Origin of the sequence: Achromobacter sp. NPDC008082, from assembly GCF_042957345.1 — a bacterium.
Lineage (GTDB): Bacteria > Pseudomonadota > Gammaproteobacteria > Burkholderiales > Burkholderiaceae_B > Achromobacter > Achromobacter kerstersii_A.
The window spans coordinates 655099-675155 of record NZ_JBIBIB010000004.1 but is presented as its reverse complement, the minus strand read 5'-3'; the positions used below and the strand labels follow the sequence as shown (position 1 = coordinate 675155).

Below are 20057 nucleotides of genomic sequence, written 5' to 3'. Positions count from 1 at the left end.
GTCAGATGGGGCTGCGGCCGCTGAACACGTACAGCGCCAGCGCAGCCAGAATCAAGGTAAGCACACGGCCCAGGAAACGCATCACGGGATGCGCCAGGGTCGCTTGCAGCGCAGGACGCGTGCGCGAGGCGTTGATCAGCAGGTTGTGGCCCACCGAATACGCGCCGAACATCAAGCCGCTGACGATGTAGTGCAGCGACAAGCCGTTCCACACGCCCATGGCGAGCAGCGTGGCGAAGATGCCGATGTTCTGCGCGGCCATGCGATGGCGCCCGAAGAACTTGGTCTTGCTCAGCGCCTTGTAGATCGGCATGAACACAACGTCGCGCAACCACTCCGACAAGCTGATGTGCCAACGGCGCCAGAAGTCCTGCGGATTCAGCGTGGCCAGCGGGTTGCGGAAGTTGATCGGCAAGGTAAAGCCGAACAGCATGCCGATACCAATCGCCATCGTCGAGTAACCGGCGAAGTCGAAGAACAGGTAGGCGCTGTAGAGCGACGCGTTCAGCGCCACGCCCGAGAACGAATAGTCGTGCGCGTCCAGCGTGGCCAGGCCGTAACGCCAGATCAGCTCGGCCACGCCGAACTTCTGGATCACGCCCAGCATGATGAGCTCAAGCCCCGTCAGCCACGTGTTCAGGTTCACGCCTTCGTAGCCGCGCTTGAGATCCGCCTGGAAATTGCGCCAGCGGTACATCGGGCCGGCCAGCAGGGTCAGCGGGAAGAACAGGTAGATGAAGTAGTCCAGCGGCGACACGCGTTCGTTGCGTTGCGCGAACAGCAGCACGTCGATAGCGCGGAACGTGGCGAACGACAGGCCCAGCATCGCGCCCAGGTGCGATACGCCGGTCTTCACCAGCAGCAACGGCGTCATCGTGATGATTACCGCCAGCCACGTGGGAATGTAGTTGCGGCGCACGGCCCACAAGGCGCTGCCCGAAATGGCCAGCAGCGCAATGGGCTGATAGGGGCGCGCCCAGAACACCGCCATCCACACGCCCAGACAGATCACGCCGATGATGTGGCGGTAGCCGATCTGGAACGGCATGCCGAATGACCGGTATGCCAACAGGCCCAGGCCGCCACACAGGGCGCCGCCAAAAAAGCTCAAGCTTGCGAACAATTCCATGGTGCGGTCAGAACTGTTGGTATTGGAATTCGACCTTGATCGGTCCGCCGCTACCCGTGGTGGGTTGAGCCTGCAGCACGAACACCAGGATCACGCCTATGTACAAACACAGGTGCCAGAAGAAACGTTTCATCGGGAAAAGTACTCCGCAATGCCTTGGTCCGCCATCGCCCAACCGAGTTCGGCCAGATGCATGTCGTCGCGCACCATGCCGGGTTCAAACGGGATGCTGTAAAGATCCAGGCAACCCATCTGATAGCGCTGGCACATGCCGGTAATGGCGGCCACCACCGGGTCGAAACGTTCGACATCCAGAATGAGCTTGGGATTGAACGGCTGGATAACGAAGTACGCCTTCACCTTGCGCTTTTGCAGCAAGGCCATGACGCGCGACAGATCGCCCAGCTCGGTGCGGGTGATTGGGTCGACGTCGGCGAACTCGTTACGGGCTGGCGAGTACAACGGCGCCAGGTACTGCTTGTAGTAGTCGTCGCGGACGTCGTAGGGATTGTTGCCGCCCAAGCCGCGTTCCACTTCACGCGCCTCGTGCGTCAGCCGGCCCCACTGCCCTTCGTTCAAGCGCGCGGACGACGGCCACGACACAAAGCGGTGCGCCGGCACCGACAGCTTGCTGCGCGGACGATCAGGCGCGGGCTCTTTGCGGGCATGCCACCACAGCGCCAGCTTGTCCTTGAGCTCGGCCACTTGCCCGTTGGCGATCAGCCAGATCAAGCCCCAGTTGGCGTTGTCGGTGATCCAGTTCTGCATCTGCTCGCGCGTGCTGGGCTGATCCCACAGGCGGTCCCAAACCGGGCCCGTCACGTGTTCAGCGAACGCGCTGCGCGGCAACTGGCCGCCCGAGGCAAACCAGGCAGGCGACACCATGATCACCAGCCGCGTGTTTGGCGTCAGCGAATCCGCCACCGACTCCAGCACGCTGACGATGCCATAGGACTGGAACATGGCGTGGCCATAGGCCAGGGTGGGCACCTTCAGTTCATCGGGGAAGAACCGGTAAGGCACAAAGCGCAGATCATGGCTGGACAGTTCGGACGAGCCCAGCACGACCAGCGTCCCGTCGCTCAGGGCGTTGCCCAGGCGATTCAGGTTGACGTGCTGAGTACCCCAGTCCGGCCCCAGATTGGGCAGGTAGTTGTTCCTGTCGGCGGCAGCAATCGACGGGGTAGACGTAGGCGTGACGATACGGCTGAGCAGATCATCCGCTCCGCAGTACGCGCCAACCGCCAGTGCGACCGCCGTCGCGGCAGCCGCGACGTGGGACAACAACCGGGTATTACGAAGAATGGGCAGCGACATAGCCGGCAAGCGTGCGGACCGACTGAAGATGCTCTGCGATTTCGGGAGCCGGGATGCTGCAACCGTACTCCGATTCGACCGCAAGCGTGATGTCCACCGCGGCCAGGGAATCAACCAGGCCAGTGGCAATCAACTGCGTGTCGGGGGTGACTTTCTTCATGACGATCGACTCGACGATCTCGCCGATCTTGGTGTGGAGTTCTTGCTCGGTATGCATAGATAGTGCTGATTGCCTCGTCGGCAAAACATCCCCGCCCCTGGGATTCAGGTAGGTGAGGATACAGAAAAATGCTGAAACTCAACTGACCGTTCCAGCGATCCAGAACAGCCTCAGGATGCACTTGGTTACATCAAAATCGCATCGTGATGCCGATCGCAGGCGCAATCATTGCACTTCGGGCGTTGAATCGCCATGAAACTTTTGGGGTAAATCGCGAGAAAAGGCTGGCAAACGTAACGCCTGCGGGTAAATCCCGGGTGCTGCGTTGCGGCAGCGCGACAGATTTTTACGTCTTAACGGCCTGCCCTGGCCTGGCCCCTATATCCGTCCGTGCAGTTTCAGGCATGAAAAAGCCCCGGAACCGGGGCTAGTCGTGCAGCACTGCGACGTACAGGCAGTGTGTAAAAAAGCCCGCTTGCGCGGGCTTTTGCATTACATCGGGGTGACGCGAGTCGGACCCGAACCGCTGATCACCTGAACGCGCTGGCCCACGCTGACGGGCACATCGGCTTCCTGCGCCACCACACGGGTTTCGCCGTTATCCAGACGCACCGTGATTTCGTAGCCGGAATTCGTGCCAACCCTGTTCTCTACGGCGTTACCCGCCAAAGCGCCTAGGATCGCGCCGCCGACGGTAGCAATGGTGCGGCCCGTGCCGCCACCGACTGCGTTGCCTGCCACGCCGCCCAACGCACCGCCGGCCAACATGCCAACGCCGCTGGACTTGTCGTTCTGGATCACGATCGGGCGCACGCCCGTGACCGTGCCCGTACGAACGATCTGCTCGCGCTGGGCCTGGTCGTAGCTGTATACGCCACTGGATGCGCTGCGATTGGCGCAGCCGCCCAGCACAGCCATCGACGTCACAACTGCTGCGATGGCCAACCACCGGCCAGTACGCGGCGTCACCAGGGATAGAGATTTACTTTGATTCATTTGGACTCCTCGATCGAGCACTGCCGACGAACTTTGATCATACTCCGCCCAAAATGCGTGTCAGGCCCCGCTGCAACACACTGAAACTCACGGCCATAGGCGGATAACACCGTGCAAATACGGCGGCCCGAAAGCCGCCGTATTCAAAAACTTGATGTGTTCTTCGACCGCGCCGCCGCGTGGCAGTTCCCGTCTTGCTCGGGAATCAGGCGGGCAGATGGATGCCGTAGGTGGCGTGCAGCACGGCGTCGATATCCGCGCGCGACGGCTGGTGGTTCTGCGGGCCGCGCGATGCAATCTTGATAGCGCCCATGACGTTGCCCAGGCGGCAGCTGTCTTCCCAGCTCCAGCCGGAGGTCAGGCCGTACAAGAGGCCGCCGCGCTGCGCGTCACCGCAACCCGTCGGGTCCACGACCTGCGACGCGCGCACCGGCGCAATCTGGATCGTCTTGCCGCCGGTGTACAAGGTGGCGCCTTCGGCGCCGCGCGTCACGACGACGGCTTGCAGCGTGCTGGCGATATCCGCCACGCTGCGGCCCGTGCGTTGCTCGACCACGCCCGCTTCGTAATCATTGACCGTCAGCGCCTGCGCAAGCTTCAGCATGCGCTCAAGATCAGCGCCGTCGAACAGCGGCATGGCCTGGCCTAGATCGAAGATGAACGGGATGCCACGGCGATGCAGGCGCTCGGCGTGCGCGAACATGCCTTCCTTGGCGTCAGGCGCCACGATGGCCCAGGCCGCGTCCGCATCGCTCAGGTCGTTGTCTGCCGCGAACGACATGGCGCCGGGGTGGAAGGCGGTGATCTGGTTGTCATCCAGGTCAGTCGTGATGAAGCACTGCGCGGTGAACGTGTTGGGGATGACCTTGACGCGGCTGGTGTCGATACCCAGGCCCGACAGGCGCTCCATGTATTCACCCGCGTCTTCGCCAACGGTGGCCACCGGCACGGGCGCGCCGCCCAGCAGGTTCATGTTGTAGGCGATGTTGCCCGAGCAACCGCCGTATTCCTTGCGCATGCTGGGCACCAGGAACGACACGCTCAGCGATTGGATGCGGTCAGCAAGAATGTGCTCTTTGAAACGGCCTTCGAACACGGCAATCGTGTCAAACGCCATCGAACCGCACACCAGAACTGGGGTTGCCATGCTTGTCATCCTTTAAGGAAAGAACTTATCGAGTTGGTAGCCATTGACCTGCACACCGGTCACTTCAATGGGTACGGAAATCTTGAGCTCGCCTGCCGGGCCGAAGGGGCCGCGCAGTTGCTCGGGAGTCAGGTAATTTTCGGGCCGCAGCACTTTGCGCACGACCACCGTGTCCGACAAGTCGGTCAGATCGAGCACCAGCGCGGGCCAGTGCTGGGGTTTGTCGTAGCGGTTACGCAGCACCAGGTTCAGGACCAGCCGGCTGCGGCCGTCGTCGATGGCGGCGGCGCCCGTGGGCGGCTGCAAGGACGACGAAGAAATCGCAATGCGTTCCAGTCGGCGCGCGTAGCCCACCGTGCAGCCCAAAGGCTTGCACACGGTTTCAAGGACCGGCCGCATGACGGGTACGGAGTTGGCGATGTCGGTGCGATAGGCGTACAGCAGTTGCAGGCCCAGCGCGATCAGGCCCAACAGGCAGGCGTAGCCCCACAATTTGCGGAACAGGCCGCGGCGTTCCTGGCGGTCTTGATCCAGGAATTCGGGCGGCGTGCGGCCAACATCCGTGGCGCTGGAGTAACGCGTGCGCGTGTCGCCCAGCACGGGTTCGCGGCCATCGTCGGGCTCGGGTTCGTCGTCGTAGTCGGTGATGCGGATGTGATGCCCGCGGTCGTCATCGGCGTCGAGCTTGTCGTGGGAATGGCGGGTATCGGCGGCCGCGTGGCGGCGCGCGTCCCAGTCGATGACCGGTTCGGTGGCGGGTGGCGCGAAGACGGGTTCATTGCGGGAAGGGCTGGGCCGATACGCGCTGTCGTCTTCGCTTGCGTCCTCGTCGTCGGCGTCGTCTTCAGGCAGGTGCGTATCGGGTTCATCGCGCCGGCGAATCGCCTCGCGGCCGCGTAATACGGCGGGCGGAACAGCGGGGGAAACGACAGGCGCAGCCGGTGCGGGCCGAACGGGTTGCGGAGGAGGCGAAACGGCTTGGGGAGCAGGCGAAACGGGCTCATCTTCCCACGGTGCGATTTCGCGCGGTTCCGCCGATGGCCGCGACAGCGGTGGCGGCACGTATGCAGGCGGTGCAGGCGGTGCAGGCGGCGCAGCCCGCGTTGCCAGCACCGGCGCGGCCACGGCAGCCGCCGCCGCGGGCGGCGTCGCAGGCTTTGCGGCCGGCGCGGGCGGCAATGTCGTCGGGGCGCCCGACTCCGGCAGCAGGCAGGCGCGGCCGTCAAACACCGTTGAGCAGGCGCCGCAGCGCACCAGGCCATTACGGACTCGAAGCTGGTCTGGCACCACCTTGAACGAGGTGCCGCACTGGGGGCAGCGGGTAGTCAGAGCCATGTGATGCAATCCTGCCTGGGCTGCGCTCAGGCTTTCTGGCCGTGCAGGCAAACCCAGCCGTCGCGCGCACGCCAAACCGACATGGCCATCCACGGCGCATAGGCGGCGGCCACTTCTTCGGCCTGGCGTTCCAGCACGCCCGACAGCACCAGATGCCCGCCAGCCGCCACGCGGCCAGCCAGCATCGGCGCCAGCACCTTCAGCGGGTTGGACAGAATGTTGGCGACGACGACCTGGAACGTGCCATCGGTCAACGCGTCGGGCAGCATGGCTTGCAGTTCAACGCGGTTGACCTCGGCGTTATAGGCGGTGCTTTGCACGGCCTGCGCGTCGATGTCGACGGCCAGGGTCGGCCCTGCGCCCAGCTTGCGCGCGGCAATCGCCAGAATGCCGGAGCCGCAACCGTAGTCCAGCAAGGTCGCGCCCGCGGGCAGCTCGGCTTCCAGCCAGGCCAGGCACAGATGCGTCGTGGGGTGGCTGCCGGTGCCAAAAGCCAGGCCGGGGTCCAGTTCGATGTGGATGGCGCCGTCTTCGGCAGCGGCCGGGTCCAGACCCGGCACGTCGGGATTATCGCGATGCCAGCTCGGCACAATCCACAGGCGTTCAGCAATGTGGATGGGGCCGAACTGCGATTGCGTCAAACGCACCCAGTCGGCGTCCGGCACATCGCGCAGGCTCCAGCCGTCGAATACCGACGCGTCCAGCTCGCCTGCGGCGGCGGCTTCTTCCATGATCTGCGCGGGGTCGGCTCCATCAGGCAGCAGGGCGACGACGCGATTGCGGTCCCAGGCTTGCACGTCGGGCTCGGTGCCGGGCTCGCCAAACAGGGGACGCTCGACGTCGGTGCCGAAGTCGGCGTCTTCCACGGACACGGACAGCACGCCCGCTTCCAGCAGCGCATCCGACAGGGCTTCGGCCTGCGCCTCTAGGCAATGGAGCACGAGTTCACGCATGATTATTCTTCCATCTGGTCATCGGGCCGCGGCGCATGCCGCGGCCCGATGACCGTAAAACATTAAAAGGCCCCGAAGGGTTTTTGCCGTGGGCAGGCCCAAAGGCAAAAAGGGGCCGCGAGGCCCCAGGGTGGTCGGTCAGGGACGCTGAGCCAACTTGTTTTCCAGATAGTGAATGCTGGTGCCGCCTTCGATGAAGCGGGCATCTTGCAACAGCTCGCGATGCAGCGGGATGTTGGTCGAAATGCCTTCCACCACCATTTCCGACAGCGCAATGCGCATGCGTGCCAGCGCCTGGTCACGCGTGTCGCCGTACGTGATGACCTTGGCGATCATCGAATCGTAGTTCGGCGGCACGAAGTAGCCGTTGTACGCGTGCGAATCGATACGCACGCCCGGGCCACCCGGCGTGTGCCAGTTGGTGATACGGCCGGGGCTGGGCACAAAGCGGAACGGATCTTCCGCGTTGATGCGGCATTCGATCGCATGACCCTTGAACTGGATATCGCGTTGACGCAGCGTGAACTTCTCGCCGGCGGCAACCAGAATCTGCTGCTGCACCAGATCAATACCGGTGATGAGTTCGGTGACCGGGTGTTCGACCTGGATGCGGGTGTTCATTTCAATGAAATAGAACTCGCCGTTTTCAAACAGGAATTCGAACGTGCCCGCGCCGCGATAACCCATCTTGCGGCACGCGTCGGCGCAGCGGTCGCCGATGCGCTCGATGGCGCGGCGGGCGATGCCGGGAGCCGGCGCTTCTTCGATGACTTTCTGGTGACGGCGCTGCATGGAGCAGTCGCGTTCACCCAGCCAGACGGCGTTGCGGCCGCCATCGGCCAGCACCTGGATTTCCACATGGCGAGGGTTCTCGAGGAACTTCTCCATATAGACTTCCGGGTTGTTGAACGCGGCGCCCGCTTCCGAACGCGTCATGGTGACGGCGTTGAGCAGCGCGGCTTCGGTGTACACCACGCGCATGCCACGGCCACCGCCGCCGCCTGCCGCCTTGATGATGACCGGATAACCCACTTCGCGCGCAATGCGGATGATTTCCTGCGGATCTTCGGGCAACGCGCCCTCGGAACCCGGCACCACCGGCACGCCCGCTTCGATCATGGCGCGCTTGGCGCTGACCTTATCGCCCATCAGGCGAATGGTGTCAGGGCGCGGGCCGATGAAGACGAAGCCACTCTTTTCGACGCGATCGGCGAAGTCGGCATTTTCGGACAAGAACCCGTAACCCGGGTGAATTGCCTCGGAATCTGTCACTTCGGCGGCCGAAATGATGGCCGGCATGTTCAGGTAGCTATCACGTGACGGCGCGGGCCCGATGCACACGGATTCATCGGCCAGGCGCACGTACTTGGCTTCGCGGTCAGCCTCGGAGTGCACGACCACGGTTTTAATGCCCAGCTCACGGCAAGCGCGCTGAATGCGCAGGGCGATTTCGCCCCGATTGGCGATCAGGATTTTTTCGAACATTTTCAGCTATCAGCCAATGACGAACAGGGGTTGACCGTACTCGACGGGCTCACCGTTTTCGACCAGGATTTCTTTGATGACGCCGGACTTGTCGGCTTCGATTTCATTGAGCAGCTTCATGGCTTCAATGATGCACAGCGGATCGCCTTCCTTGACGGTGGCGCCCACGTCGATGAACGGGGCGGCGCCCGGGTTCGGCGAACGGTAGAACGTGCCAACCATCGGCGCCTTCACGACGTGGCCCTGGACAACCGGGGCGGCTTCGGCGGCCGGAGCGGCGGGCGCTGCGGCCTGAGCCACCGGTGCGGCGGGCACGCCAGCTTCCGGCTGGTGGTAAGCCACCGGCTGCAAGGTCTGCGAGAACTTGACGATGCGTACCTTGCCTTCGCCTTCGGTGATTTCCAGCTCGGCGATACCCGATTCAGCCACCAGGTCGATCAGGGTTTTGAGTTTTCGAAGGTCCATAGAAGCTGCTTCCCGAGATAGTGTCGACGGCGTCCCAGCGTGGGGTCCGCGCCGTATAAGATGTAAAAGCTGTGAGTTGGTGCGAGATCAGTGCCGCACTGCGTAACGCAGAGCCGCCTCGTAGCCGTCCGCGCCGAGGCCGCTGATAAGGCCTATCGCCAAATCGGACAGATAAGAGTGATGCCTGAAGGGCTCTCGCTTATACAGATTGGACAAATGTACTTCAATAAATGGGATCGCGACCCCAGCCAGCGCATCGCGAATTGCGACGCTGGTGTGCGTATAAGCCGCCGCGTTGATGATGATGAAGTCTGTGCCGTCTTGCCGGGCCGCCTGAATGCGGTCAACCAGCGCGCCTTCGTGATTGCCTTGCCAAGCAGTCAGCTTGGCGCCCAGTTCACCTGCCAGCAATTCCAGGCGCTCATTGATCTGGGGCAGCGTCAAACTGCCATAGATATGAGGTTCCCGAGTGCCGAGCAGATTCAAGTTCGGGCCATGCAATACCAGTATGTTTTGCGCCATGCGCTTGCCAATGAGTGGTTTGCCAATTGTTGGCAAAACAGCCGATAAACCAGCTTTTTACGCCAATTCCTATTATTTGTCCAACAGACTTACGCCTTCAGACCAGATAGGGTTTGGTTCAGATCATCTGGCTGAATTTCACCCAGTATCTTCCGGTTAATTCCGCCATCAGCATTGAACACGATGGTAAAAGGCAGCCCGCCGCTTGGGTTTCCAAGCTTGCGCAGGGTATCGATGGCCCCGGCGCCGATCACCCACAGCGGGTAGGAAACTTGCACTTTCTCGACAAATTTTTGTATGTTCGCTGCGGTATCGACACCGATGCCGACAAACCGCACATGCGGGTACTTTTTCTGCAACGCGTCGAGTTCAGGCATTTCCTTCACGCACGGCGCGCACCAGGTTGCCCAGAAATTGACCACCATCGGCTGGCCCTTGAAGTCGGTCAGCGAATGCATGGCGCCATTCAAATCCGGCATCTGCAATTGCATCAGCGCGGGAATGGGATCGGGCTCGCTGGGTACGGCCGGTGGCGCTGCGTTCTGGGACTTGCGTCCCATCAAGGTAAGGCCGCCCGCAACCGTGGCGGCTACGGCCACGCCGGCGGAAAGAAGTAGGCGTCGATTCATGGCGCGATCATAACCGCTGCCGCCGATTTGCGCGCAACGGGCGGCCATGGCCAGCGCGCCGCTATATATACAATGCAGGACAGGAGAATTTTCAATGCACCTGCACATTCTTGGCATCTGCGGTACGTTCATGGGCGGCTTGGCGCTGATCGCGCGCGCCGCCGGTCATAAGGTCACGGGTTGCGACGCGGGCGTGTACCCGCCGATGAGCACCCAGCTATCCGAACAGGGAATCGAGCTGATCGAAGGATTCGGCGTCGACCAGATGGCGCTCAAGCCTGACTTGTACGTGATCGGCAACGTCGTCAGCCGCGGCAACCCGCTGATGGAAGCCATTCTGGAATCCGGCGCGCGCTACGTGTCCGGCCCGCAATGGCTCGGCGACAACGTACTGCCCGGCCAGCATGTGCTGGCGGTGGCCGGCACCCACGGCAAGACCACCACCAGTTCGATGCTGGCCTGGATTCTGGAAGCCGCGGGCCTGGCGCCCAACTTCCTGATCGGCGGCGTAGCGCAAGACTTGCACGTATCCGCCCGCTACGACCCGGCGCGCCGCCCCTTTGTGATCGAGGCTGACGAATACGACACGGCGTTCTTCGACAAGCGCTCGAAGTTCGTCCATTACCGTCCCCGCACCGCCATCCTGAACAATCTGGAATACGACCACGCCGACATCTTCCCCGATCTGGCCGCCATCGAGACGCAATTCCATCACTTGGTGCGCACCATTCCCGGTTCGGGCCGCATCGTGCGCCCCACGCATTCTGATGCGCTGGACCGCGTGATTGCGCGCGGATGCTGGTCGGAAACCGTCACGTTCGGCGCCGATGGCGCCTGGCAGGCCACGGCGCCCGATGCCGACGGCGCGTTCAGCGTGCTGCGCAATGGTGTTGAAGCGGGCACGGTGCGCTGGTCGCTCTCTGGCGAACACAACCGCATGAATGCGCTGGCGGCGCTGGCCGCAGCCGAGCACGTCGGCGTGACCGTGCAAGACGGTATTGCGGCGTTGACGCGCTTTGGCGGCGTGAAGCGCCGCATGGAATTGCGCGGCACCGTCAACGGCGTCAAGGTTTACGACGATTTCGCGCACCACCCCACCGCCATCGCCACCACGCTGGAAGGCTTGCGCCGCCAAGTGGGGTCCGCGCGCATTCTGGCCGTGCTGGAGCCGCGCTCGAACACGATGAAGCTGGGCACCATGGCCGCGCGCCTGCCCGAGGCGCTTGCCGACGCCGACCTGGTGTTCTGCTTTGGCGCTCACAGCGGCAAACACGCGCTGGGCTGGAATCCGGCCGACGTACTGGCGCCTCTGGGCGATCGGGCTTCCAGTTACGATGACATCGATGCATTGGTGGCTGCCGTCACCGCCGCCGCCCGCCCGGGCGACCAGGTTCTGGTCATGAGCAACGGCGGCTTTGGCGGCATCCACGGCAAGCTGCTCAATGCGCTGGACGCGCGCGGCTAACGCAACGGCCAAACTCCAAGCCCCAGCCCACACCCACCGGACGAGCACGAAATGATTCTCTACCTGCATGGTTTTCGTTCCTCGCCGGACTCCTTCAAAGCCCGCCTGATGGCCGACACCATGGCCCAGCGCGGCTTGGCAGACGCCTGGGCCTGCCCGCAACTGCCCGCCAGCCCGCGCGAAGCGATCGACCTGGCCATGGGCATCGCCCAGCGTCAACTGGCCGGCGCCGACAGCCCCCGCGCACTGACCGTCATTGGCTCGTCGCTGGGCGGTTTCTACGCGACCTGGCTGGCCGAGCAACTGGGCTGCAAGGCGGTGCTGTTGAACCCGGCCGTGCAAGCCGCGCGCGACCTGGCGACCCAGGTCGGCGAACACCACATGTATCATTCCAACGCGCCGTTCGTCTTTCTGCCCGAATATGTGGACGAATTGGCGGCCATCCACGTCCCTCGCATCACCCAGCCTGACCGGTACTTCCTGCTGGCGGCAACCGGCGACGAGGTCTTGGATTGGCGTGAAATGCGCGATCGATACGCAGGCTGCCCCCAGCGTATCGTGCAGGGCAGCGACCACGGCTTGTCCGATTTCGAACAATGGATGCCCGAGGTGCTTGAATTCGCCCTTGGCGACAAGCAGGTTCGCCCCCAATAATCAGTACCAGACCTCAACACTCTATATAGCTGCGCAAGGCGGCGCGTGCGCGCCGCCCAGGAAGATCCCCACCATGTATGTGTTTTACGAAGACGACGGCAGCTTCAAGGCCGGCAACATCCTGTCCGAGACCGACGCCAGCCTGCAGGTGGAGTCGGAGTCGGGCAAGCGCAGCAAAATCAAGCGCGCCAATACCCTGTTCAACTTCGCCTCGCCGGAACCGGCGGCGCTGATGAGCCAGGCGGCGGCCGCTGCCGAGGCGCTGGACCTGCAATTCCTGTGGGAATGCGCGCCGCAAGAAGAATTCGACACGCCCACGCTGGCGGCCGATTATTTCGGCCACGCGCCCACGCCCGTGGAGCAGGCCGCGTTGCTGATGCGCCTGCACAGCGCGCCGGCGTACTTTCATCGCCGCGGCAAGGGCCGTTACCGCCCTGCCCCGCCCGACATCCTGGCTGCCGCCCTGGCCGCGCTGGAAAAGAAGCAGCGCCAGGCCGAGCAGCAGCAGGAATGGGTAGACGAGATGGCCGCTGGCCGTCTGCCGGAACCCATCGCGCAAGCTGCGGAGTCGTTGCTGATTCGCCCGGACAAGAACTCGCAGCAATGGAAAGCGCTGGACGCCGCATGCGCCAAGCTGGGCAAAAGCCCCGACCGCCTGCTGCTTGAGCTGGGCGCATGGCCGCACGCGCTGGCCCTGCACAAGCGCCGCTTCCTGGCGGTGAACTTCCCGCGCGGCCTGGAATTCCCCGAACTGGAACTGCCGCCGCTTGACCGCGAACTGCCGCTGTCGGACGCCGAAATCTATTCGGTGGACGATGTCACCACGACAGAAATCGACGACGCGCTGTCCGTCACGGAACTGCCCGACGGCCGCCTGCGCGTGGGCGTGCACGTGGCGGCCCCCGGCCTTACCGTGACCCGCGACAGCGAGTTCGACAAGCTGGCCCGCGCCCGCCTGTCCACGGTCTACATGCCGGGCGACAAGATCCCGATGCAGCCGGACAACGTCATCAAGGCGTTCTCGCTGGACGCCGGCCGCGAAGTGCCGGTGCTGTCGCTGTATGTGGTGGCCGACCCGGAAACGGGCGAGATCTTCGAATCCGAAACGCGTCTGGAACGTGTCGTAGTGCGCGAGAACCTGCGCCACAACATGCTGGATGCGCAGGTAACGGAAGCCAGCCTGGCGGACCCGTCGGCGGACATTCCGTACGGCCACTGGCTGCGTCCGCTGTGGAAACTGGCGCAAGCGTTGTCGGCGCAGCGCGAGAACGTGCGCGGCAAGCCCGAAAATAATTCGCGGGTGGAATACAGCTTCTATCTGGACGGCAACCCGGACGATCCGGACACGCCGGTGCGCCTGGTGCCGCGCCAGCGCAATGCGCCGCTGGACCGGATGGTGGCCGAGTACATGATTCTGGCCAACAACCAATGGGGCGGCTTGCTGAACCAGCACGGTGTGCCGGGCATCTACCGTTCGCAGCAGGCCGGCCGCGTGCGCATGAGCACGCAGGCGCTGCCGCACGAAGCTATCGGCGTGCCGCAGTACGCATGGAGCACGTCGCCGCTGCGCCGCTATGTTGACCTGGTCAACCAATGGCAACTGATCGCGGCGGTGGAACACGGGGTGTCTGCCCGGTTGGTAGCGCCGTTCAAGCCGCGCGATGCGGATTTGTTCGCGATCATCGGCGCGTTCGATGCGCAATATGCGGCGTGGGCAGAGTTCCAAAGCGCCATGGAGCGCTACTGGTGCCTGCGTTGGCTGAAGCAGCACAACATCACCCGGACGGTCGCGCACGTGCTGCGCGACGATCTGGTGCGCTTCGCGAATGCGCCGCTGGTGACTCGGGTGGGCGGCATGCCCGAGCTGGAGCGGGGAACGGCGGTAGAGATTGATATTTTGGGGATGGATGAACTGGGGCTGGAGTTGGATTGCCGATACGTGGGAGAGGTTAGTCCTGCGTTGGGGGCAGCTGACGGGGGCTGATTTTTTGGGCTCGGGGGTGGGTGGGAGCTTGGGGCTTAGGTTTGGGGCTTAGGTTGGGGGCTTGGTGGGTGATTGGCCTTCTTCTTAGGTGCTGGATTCTCGTAGGTCGCCCATCGTCGCAGTGCCCCTGCCTGCGCGCGCCCACGATTGCGGTCCGGAGCCTTCGCTCCGGACTCCCCCTTCGTCATCCTCGTCCGCCTTCGGCTCCCTTCGGATTCCCTCGGGCGCATCGAGGTTGCGCGCAGGCAGGGCCACCGCGCCGACGGGCTGCCAGTGTCTTGGGCCGTGGCGCTGCTAGGGTGTGCCTTAGTGACGAGTGCTGCGGGGCCCGCCGAGTGGCGGCCGCGCGGGCGGCCTTACTCGGCATACGCGTTGGTGGGCGTTTGGGCGGGGGTCGCTCTCGCGAATGCTGAGAATTGCTTGCTAGGGGTCCCCCACGATTTTTTTTGGGGAGGTAGAGGGGTGGCGCGCGTCCACCACTGCCTTGCGCGTGCCGACCCGTCGCGCGCCACCGCACCGGGGTTCAACGGGCGACCGTGCCTCGCGGGATGGATGAAGCGCGGCAAAGCCGTCCAGAAAAACCCGTCAAGTGCAGCCACACGCGAAGCGAACACCGCGACGACGCACCCCTACGCATTAATGCAGTCAGGCTGCATTTTTAAGCCATGAAGATTAATGCAGTCAGACTGCATTTTTCAGGGCGACAAGCCGCACTAATGCAGTCAGACTGCATTTTTAAGCTATGAATAAGAACTCGAACATCGCAGCCACACGCGAAGCGAACACCGCAACGACGCACCACCAACGCGTAAGCTCCACAAGGCCGCCCGCGCGGCCGGCATGGAGCGGGCCCCGGAAGATCTTCCACCACCCCAATCCCCGTGGCGAGAACCTCAAGAACCCTGACCGTGCCCGCTGACGTGAGATTGCAACTGACAGAGCCCGTGGTGTCGGGGGCCTGGGGTGCGCGGGGCGTCGATAAGCCCGAGGGAATCCGTAGGGAGCCGAAGGCGTACGAGGATGACGACGGGGAAGTCCGGAGCGAAGGCTCCGGACCGCAATCGTTGCCCCGCGCACCCCAGGCCCCCGACACCACGGGCGTCCCAAGAACCCAAACCCGCCTCCAGCACCAACGACCTCTCAAGAACCCAAACCCGCCCCACAAACACCACCCCCCCCGTCGTACACTCCTCGAAAAACCAAAACGACACGGAGGAACAACATGCGCATTTTGCTGGTCGAGGACAACCTTGATCTCGGCGATGCCGTGGAAAGCAAGCTGCGGTCCGCGGGCCACAGCGTGCAGTGGGTGCATGACGGGCTGGCGGCGTTGCGGTGGGGGTTGGACGAAACCTGGGATGCGCTGGTCCTGGATATCAATCTGCCTGGCAAAGACGGCTTCACCGTCATTCGGGAATTGCGCGCGGCCGGCTTGGAAGCGCCGGTGCTCGTCATGACCGCGCGAGCGGAAATTGAAGACAAGATCGACATGCTGGACCTGGGCGCGGATGACTACCTCGTCAAACCCTTTGACCTGCGCGAACTCGAAGCGCGGCTGCGCGCCCTGATGCGGCGGCCGTCGGGGCAGACCAGCAGCACCACCACCTACGGCAACCTGAGCCTGGACCTTGCCGGGCGCAGCGTCATGCTGGCGGGTGCACCGTTGGAACTGGGCCGGCGCGAATTCCGTTTGCTGGAAATCCTGTTGGGCCGCATCGGCCAAACCGTTGCCAAGGAACGGCTGATGAATCAGCTGTTTGACCTGGACGACGGCTCGCTCAATGCGCTGGAACTGTTGATATCGCGGCTGCGCAAGAAATTGGCGGGTGCGTCGATCGACATCGTCACCGTACGCGGCGTTGGCTATCAGGCCCGCAGCCATGAGCATTCCTGAAAGCGCGTCGATCCGCCGCCGCGTCTTCACGCTTGGCGTGGTGTTGCTCGCCTGCGCGCTGATCGGGCTGGTGTTCTTCCTGCGTGACTACGCGCAACGCGCCGCCGAGCAGGCGTTTGACCGGCTGCTGGCCGCATCCGCGCTGACCATCGCCGGGTCCGTGCAGATTGATGACGAAGGCGTCACCGTGGAACCGCCCGTGTCGTCGCTTGCGATGTTGTCGGGCGGCGAACGCGTGTTCTACGAAGCGCGCACCTCCAATGGCCGGCTCATTACGGGCTATGGCGACCTGGCCCCTCACCTGCCGCTGGCGCAAGCCGCCACGCCCGTGTTCGCCTATGTCATTTATCACGACGAGCCCGTGCGCGTCGCCACCGTGGGGCGGCTGGTGTCGGCCAGCCAGCATGCCGGCTGGGTGACCGTGCGGGTCGCCGAAACCTTGGGATCGCGCGAAGCCCTGGCCGACGAAATCCTGGGGCGCGGCGTGTTGCCGCTGCTGGTCGTGTCGCTGGTGGCGCTGGGCCTGTTGTGGTTCGGGGTGCAGCGGGCGTTCGCGCCGCTGGCCGTGCTGGAGCGCGAGCTGCGCACCCGCGCGCCCGAAGACCTGACGCCCGTCACCACGCCTGTGCCGCGCGAAGTGCGCCGCCTGGTCGAAGCGCTGAACGCCTTCATGCAACGCCTTTCCATCATCATGGATACCTTGAACACGCTGGTGGCCGACGCCACCCATCAAGTCCGCACGCCGCTTGCGTCGCTGCGCGCGCAAGCCGAAGTGGCGCTGGACGAAACCGACCCTAAACGGCTGCGCGAGCGTATCGGCCGCATTCATCAGAACGCCACCCACGCCAGCCAGCTGATCAACCAGCTGTTGATGGACGCCACCATCACGCACCGGCTCGGCAAAGGGCCACCCGAATCCGTCGGGGTGGCGGAAACCATCAACGAAACCCGACGCCGTATCGGCCCCGTGGAAGCCGAGCGGCTGCGCATCGACATTGCACCCGAGGTCCGCCGCGCGCGCCTGGCCGGTGACCGCGTCGCCTTGCGCGAGATGCTGCGCAATCTAGTGGATAACGCCTTGCGCTACGCGCCGGATGGCGCCGTGGATATTCAGGCTACGCCCGTGGCGGGCTTTCGCGTGGCGTTGACGGTGTCCGATCGCGGGCCAGGTATTTCGGACGATGAAAAGGAAGCCGTGCAGCAACGCTTCACGCGCGGCAAAGCCGGTGAATCTCAGCCCGGATCGGGGCTGGGCCTGGCCATCGTACGATCGGTGGCGATGGCGCATGGCGGGTCGCTATGGCTGCATGACCGCCCAGGCGGCGGCTTGTCGGCGCGCGTCATCCTGCCGCTGCAACAACAACCCGCAGGCCGCCATCTGGCGACGTGGCTGGGCGCGGCGTTCACGGCGGCGCTGCTGCTCATCACCGGGCCGCAGGATGCGCAGGCAGCAGAGCTGGACGAAATTGTCACGCGGTATCCCGCGCCGCAACCGACGTCCCGCACGCTAGTCATCGCCGGCCCCACTGACACGCCCGTGGTCGCGCCGCTGATTCAGGGCTTTCAATCTTTGCGGCCCGATGTGACGGTGGTGTATCGCGAGATCAGCAGCCGCGATCTCTACGAGGCCACCGTCGACGGCCGCCTGACCCACGTCGACGTGCTGATGAGTTCGGCATCGGACTTGCAGATCCGGCTGGCCAACGACGGGTACGCGCAAAGCTACGCGTCACCCTATGCGTCCAAGCTGCCGTCGTGGGCGGTGTGGCGCAACGAGGTCTACGGCTTCACGTTCGAACCCGCCGTCATCGTCTACAACCCCAAGCGCTTCACCGAAGCCACCGTGCCGCGGTCCCGGCAGGACTTCCTGCGTTTGCTGGAGCGCGACCAAGCCACGCTGCAAGGCCGCGTTGGCACGTACGACATCGCCGCCAGCAGCCTGGGCTACTTGCTGGCCGAGCAAGACGAGCTGGTGTCGTCCAACTTCTGGGGGCTGGCCAATGCGATGGGGCAAGTGGCCGTGCGCCTGTCGCCCACCAGCGCACAGATTCTGGACGCCATCGAAAACGATGAGCTGGACCTGGGCTACAACATCCTGGGTTCGTATGCGCTGTCGCGCCAGGCGGATGGCAGCAAGATCGGCGTGGTGTTTCCGCAGGACTACGTGCTGGTGCTGGCGCGTTCGGTGCTGATTTCACGGCGCGCGCCCAGCCCGGACCTGGCGCGCGCGCTGGTGGACTGGCTGTTATCGCCCGCCGGCCAGCAGGTGGCTTCCAGCCACGCGGCGCTGGGTTCCATCATGGAAGACACGCCGGGGCGCTGGACGTCCGAAGCCGTGCTGGCGCGCTCGCAAGGCATTGTGCAGCCGGTGGTGCTAAGCCCCGCCCTGCTGGTGGGGCTGGACCAGCGGCGGCATTCGCGCTTCGTGCAGAACTGGGTGCGGCTGGTGACGGACACGCCGAAGCGGCGGTAGGCGATGGCGGCGCGGCCCTGCACCGCAGCGGGTAGTGATAGCCGCTTGCTTGCGGCACGCCTGCGGCGCGGCCGTGCGCCCAGGGATTACCCCTAGCCGCTACCTGTCGCCATGACAGGACGACGACAGACGCCGCCTCCTAAGATGGGCGCAGGCTGGACCCAGATCCCGCTTCAGACCATTCCAATCGGAGACAAACACATGCTTGCCAAGTCCCAACTGGCGGCCGCCTGCGCCGCAGCATTCGCCATCGCCACCGGCAGCGCGTTCGCACAGGCCGTGCCGGCGGGTTATCCGGCCGACTACCAAAAGATCCTGGACGGCGCCAAGAAGGAAGGCAAGGTCGTCATTTATTCGACCACCGACACCAAGGCCGCCGGCCCCATCATCAAGGGCTTCGAAGCGTTGTACCCGGGCGTGAAGGTCGAATACAACGACATGAACAGCACCGAGCTCTACAACCGCTACATCAGCGAACAGGCGGCAGGCGGCAGCAGCGGCGACATCGTCTGGAGCTCGTCGATGGACTCGGCGCTGAAGCTGGCCACCGACTACGCCCTGCAATACAAGTCGCCTGAAATCGGCAAGCTGCCGGCCTGGGCCGTGTGGAAGGATTCGGCCTACGGCACCACGTACGAGCCGGCCGTCTTCATCTACAACAAGCGCCTGATCCCCGCCAACGAAGTGCCGACCACGCACGGCGCGCTGGCCAAGCTGATCGCCAGCCAGCCCGACAAGTTCAAGAACAAGGTCACGACCTACGACATCGAAAAGTCGGCCGTGGGTTTCATGCTGGCCGTGCAGGACAAGGCCAATGACCCCAAGTACTTCGACACGCTGAAAGACATCGCCAAGGGCGGCCTGATCGTGCAGTCGTCCACCGGCACCATGATGGAACGTGTGTCGTCGGGTGAAAACCTGATCGGCTACAACATCCTGGGTTCGTACGCCGAAACCCGCGCCAAGTCGGACCCGTCGCTGGGCGTGGCCTACCCGACCGACTACGCGCTGGTGTTGTCCCGCGTGGCGTTCATCAGCAAGAAGTCCAAGAACCGCAACGCCGCCAAGCTGTGGATGGATTACCTGCTGTCGCAAAAGGGCCAGGAAATCATGGCCAACCAGGCCGATCTGGCCTCGGTGCGTGACGACATCGAAGGCGACAACGATGTGGACGGCATGACCAAGAAACTGGGCGCTTCGCTCAAGCCGATTCCGGTCAACGAAACGCTGCTGGACTACCTGGAACAGAACAAGCGTTTGCAGTTCATCAAGGACTGGCGCGCCGCAGCGGGCAAGTAATGCCGCGCGGGTTCAGGGCGGCGCGCCTGCCCTGAACCGCCACAACGCGTAAGCGGACGGCACGGCGCCGTCCGCCTGACCGCCCCCCGGGCGGGCTCCCCCGCACCCGGGCGGCGCGACCATCGCGTCATTCTCGACAACAGGATTTCC

Annotated in this window: 18 protein-coding genes; 6 read left to right on the top strand and 12 right to left on the bottom strand. The window is 64.0% G+C overall.

Features of this window, described 5'->3' with window-relative positions:
• Position 1 precedes the first annotated feature (1 nt).
• The 12 genes from ACFZAI_RS19135 to ACFZAI_RS19080 all read right to left on the bottom strand — a co-directional run bounded on the left by ACFZAI_RS19135 (position 2) and on the right by ACFZAI_RS19080 (position 10138).
• On the bottom strand, positions 2-1129 hold the full coding sequence (locus ACFZAI_RS19135) for an MBOAT family O-acyltransferase (protein ID WP_391568427.1): 1128 nt from the start codon (positions 1127-1129) through the stop codon (positions 2-4).
• 7 nt (positions 1130-1136) lie between these two features.
• Entirely contained in the window at positions 1137-1262 is a 126-nt protein-coding gene (locus ACFZAI_RS19130) for a hypothetical protein (RefSeq protein WP_156337003.1), read from the bottom strand.
• Positions 1259-2446 carry a D-alanyl-lipoteichoic acid biosynthesis protein DltD gene (locus ACFZAI_RS19125; protein ID WP_391568426.1) on the bottom strand — a complete coding sequence of 396 codons (1188 nt, stop codon included), beginning with the start codon at positions 2444-2446 and terminating at the stop codon, positions 1259-1261. The genes ACFZAI_RS19130 and ACFZAI_RS19125 overlap by 4 nt, the downstream gene beginning before the upstream one ends.
• Positions 2424-2663 carry an acyl carrier protein gene (locus tag ACFZAI_RS19120; protein WP_054427256.1) on the bottom strand — a complete coding sequence of 80 codons (240 nt, stop codon included), beginning with the start codon at positions 2661-2663 and terminating at the stop codon, positions 2424-2426. The genes ACFZAI_RS19125 and ACFZAI_RS19120 overlap by 23 nt, the downstream gene beginning before the upstream one ends.
• Positions 2664-3098: 435 nt before the next feature.
• Positions 3099-3602, bottom strand: a complete 504-nt coding sequence (locus ACFZAI_RS19115; RefSeq protein ID WP_391568425.1) for a glycine zipper 2TM domain-containing protein — start codon at positions 3600-3602, stop codon at positions 3099-3101.
• A 205-nt stretch (positions 3603-3807) separates the two neighbouring features.
• Positions 3808-4749 (bottom strand): carbohydrate kinase family protein, encoded by a 942-nt coding sequence (locus tag ACFZAI_RS19110; RefSeq protein WP_391568424.1) that lies wholly within the window; start codon positions 4747-4749, stop codon positions 3808-3810.
• Positions 4750-4761: 12 nt separating this feature from the next.
• On the bottom strand, positions 4762-6084 hold the full coding sequence (locus tag ACFZAI_RS19105) for a DUF3426 domain-containing protein (RefSeq protein WP_391568423.1): 1323 nt from the start codon (positions 6082-6084) through the stop codon (positions 4762-4764).
• 26 nt (positions 6085-6110) lie between these two features.
• On the bottom strand, positions 6111-7037 hold the full coding sequence (gene prmA, locus ACFZAI_RS19100; RefSeq protein WP_391568422.1) for a 50S ribosomal protein L11 methyltransferase: 927 nt from the start codon (positions 7035-7037) through the stop codon (positions 6111-6113).
• 138 nt (positions 7038-7175) lie between these two features.
• Positions 7176-8522, bottom strand: coding sequence for an acetyl-CoA carboxylase biotin carboxylase subunit (gene accC, locus ACFZAI_RS19095; RefSeq protein WP_054427251.1), 1347 nt, complete (start codon positions 8520-8522; stop codon positions 7176-7178).
• Positions 8523-8531: 9 nt separating this feature from the next.
• Positions 8532-8987, bottom strand: a complete 456-nt coding sequence (gene accB, locus ACFZAI_RS19090; RefSeq protein WP_391568421.1) for an acetyl-CoA carboxylase biotin carboxyl carrier protein — start codon at positions 8985-8987, stop codon at positions 8532-8534.
• An 87-nt stretch (positions 8988-9074) separates the two neighbouring features.
• Entirely contained in the window at positions 9075-9509 is a 435-nt protein-coding gene (aroQ, locus tag ACFZAI_RS19085) for a type II 3-dehydroquinate dehydratase (protein ID WP_006226654.1), read from the bottom strand.
• An 89-nt stretch (positions 9510-9598) separates the two neighbouring features.
• Positions 9599-10138: a TlpA family protein disulfide reductase gene (locus ACFZAI_RS19080; protein ID WP_391568537.1), complete on the bottom strand. Its 540-nt coding sequence runs from the start codon at positions 10136-10138 to the stop codon at positions 9599-9601.
• A gap of 94 nt (positions 10139-10232) precedes the next feature.
• On the opposite strand from ACFZAI_RS19080, the gene mpl reads away from it, so the two are divergent.
• The 6 genes from mpl to ACFZAI_RS19050 all read left to right on the top strand — a co-directional run bounded on the left by mpl (position 10233) and on the right by ACFZAI_RS19050 (position 19907).
• The gene (gene mpl, locus ACFZAI_RS19075) at positions 10233-11603 is read left to right on the top strand and encodes a UDP-N-acetylmuramate:L-alanyl-gamma-D-glutamyl-meso-diaminopimelate ligase (RefSeq protein ID WP_391568420.1); all 1371 of its coding nucleotides are present in this window, start codon (positions 10233-10235) and stop codon (positions 11601-11603) included.
• 51 nt (positions 11604-11654) lie between these two features.
• Positions 11655-12257: a YqiA/YcfP family alpha/beta fold hydrolase gene (locus ACFZAI_RS19070; RefSeq protein ID WP_391568419.1), complete on the top strand. Its 603-nt coding sequence runs from the start codon at positions 11655-11657 to the stop codon at positions 12255-12257.
• A 73-nt stretch (positions 12258-12330) separates the two neighbouring features.
• Entirely contained in the window at positions 12331-14241 is a 1911-nt protein-coding gene (locus tag ACFZAI_RS19065; protein WP_391568418.1) for a ribonuclease catalytic domain-containing protein, read from the top strand.
• A gap of 1222 nt (positions 14242-15463) precedes the next feature.
• Entirely contained in the window at positions 15464-16135 is a 672-nt protein-coding gene (locus ACFZAI_RS19060; RefSeq protein ID WP_391568417.1) for a response regulator transcription factor, read from the top strand.
• Positions 16122-18608, top strand: coding sequence for an extracellular solute-binding protein (locus tag ACFZAI_RS19055; RefSeq protein WP_391568416.1), 2487 nt, complete (start codon positions 16122-16124; stop codon positions 18606-18608). Before ACFZAI_RS19060 ends, ACFZAI_RS19055 begins: the two co-directional genes overlap by 14 nt.
• A gap of 201 nt (positions 18609-18809) precedes the next feature.
• Positions 18810-19907: an ABC transporter substrate-binding protein gene (locus ACFZAI_RS19050; protein ID WP_391568415.1), complete on the top strand. Its 1098-nt coding sequence runs from the start codon at positions 18810-18812 to the stop codon at positions 19905-19907.
• Positions 19908-20057 lie beyond the last annotated feature (150 nt).

Excerpts from the sequence above, each read along its gene's own strand:
- ACFZAI_RS19110 (WP_391568424.1), bottom strand. The coding sequence starts at position 4,749 with ATGGCAACCCCAGTTCTGGTGTGCGGTTCGATGGCGTTTGACACGATT.
- accB (WP_391568421.1), bottom strand. The coding sequence starts at position 8,987 with ATGGACCTTCGAAAACTCAAAACCCTGATCGACCTGGTGGCTGAATCG.
- ACFZAI_RS19135 (WP_391568427.1), bottom strand. The coding sequence starts at position 1,129 with ATGGAATTGTTCGCAAGCTTGAGCTTTTTTGGCGGCGCCCTGTGTGGC.
- ACFZAI_RS19120 (WP_054427256.1), bottom strand. The coding sequence starts at position 2,663 with ATGCATACCGAGCAAGAACTCCACACCAAGATCGGCGAGATCGTCGAG.
- ACFZAI_RS19115 (WP_391568425.1), bottom strand. The coding sequence starts at position 3,602 with ATGAATCAAAGTAAATCTCTATCCCTGGTGACGCCGCGTACTGGCCGG.
- ACFZAI_RS19125 (WP_391568426.1), bottom strand. The coding sequence starts at position 2,446 with ATGTCGCTGCCCATTCTTCGTAATACCCGGTTGTTGTCCCACGTCGCG.
- ACFZAI_RS19130 (WP_156337003.1), bottom strand. The coding sequence starts at position 1,262 with ATGAAACGTTTCTTCTGGCACCTGTGTTTGTACATAGGCGTGATCCTG.
- prmA (WP_391568422.1), bottom strand. The coding sequence starts at position 7,037 with ATGCGTGAACTCGTGCTCCATTGCCTAGAGGCGCAGGCCGAAGCCCTG.
- ACFZAI_RS19065 (WP_391568418.1), top strand. The coding sequence starts at position 12,331 with ATGTATGTGTTTTACGAAGACGACGGCAGCTTCAAGGCCGGCAACATC.
- ACFZAI_RS19060 (WP_391568417.1), top strand. The coding sequence starts at position 15,464 with ATGCGCATTTTGCTGGTCGAGGACAACCTTGATCTCGGCGATGCCGTG.
- ACFZAI_RS19055 (WP_391568416.1), top strand. The coding sequence starts at position 16,122 with ATGAGCATTCCTGAAAGCGCGTCGATCCGCCGCCGCGTCTTCACGCTT.
- ACFZAI_RS19070 (WP_391568419.1), top strand. The coding sequence starts at position 11,655 with ATGATTCTCTACCTGCATGGTTTTCGTTCCTCGCCGGACTCCTTCAAA.
- mpl (WP_391568420.1), top strand. The coding sequence starts at position 10,233 with ATGCACCTGCACATTCTTGGCATCTGCGGTACGTTCATGGGCGGCTTG.
- ACFZAI_RS19080 (WP_391568537.1), bottom strand. The coding sequence starts at position 10,138 with ATGAATCGACGCCTACTTCTTTCCGCCGGCGTGGCCGTAGCCGCCACG.
- accC (WP_054427251.1), bottom strand. The coding sequence starts at position 8,522 with ATGTTCGAAAAAATCCTGATCGCCAATCGGGGCGAAATCGCCCTGCGC.
- ACFZAI_RS19050 (WP_391568415.1), top strand. The coding sequence starts at position 18,810 with ATGCTTGCCAAGTCCCAACTGGCGGCCGCCTGCGCCGCAGCATTCGCC.
- aroQ (WP_006226654.1), bottom strand. The coding sequence starts at position 9,509 with ATGGCGCAAAACATACTGGTATTGCATGGCCCGAACTTGAATCTGCTC.
- ACFZAI_RS19105 (WP_391568423.1), bottom strand. The coding sequence starts at position 6,084 with ATGGCTCTGACTACCCGCTGCCCCCAGTGCGGCACCTCGTTCAAGGTG.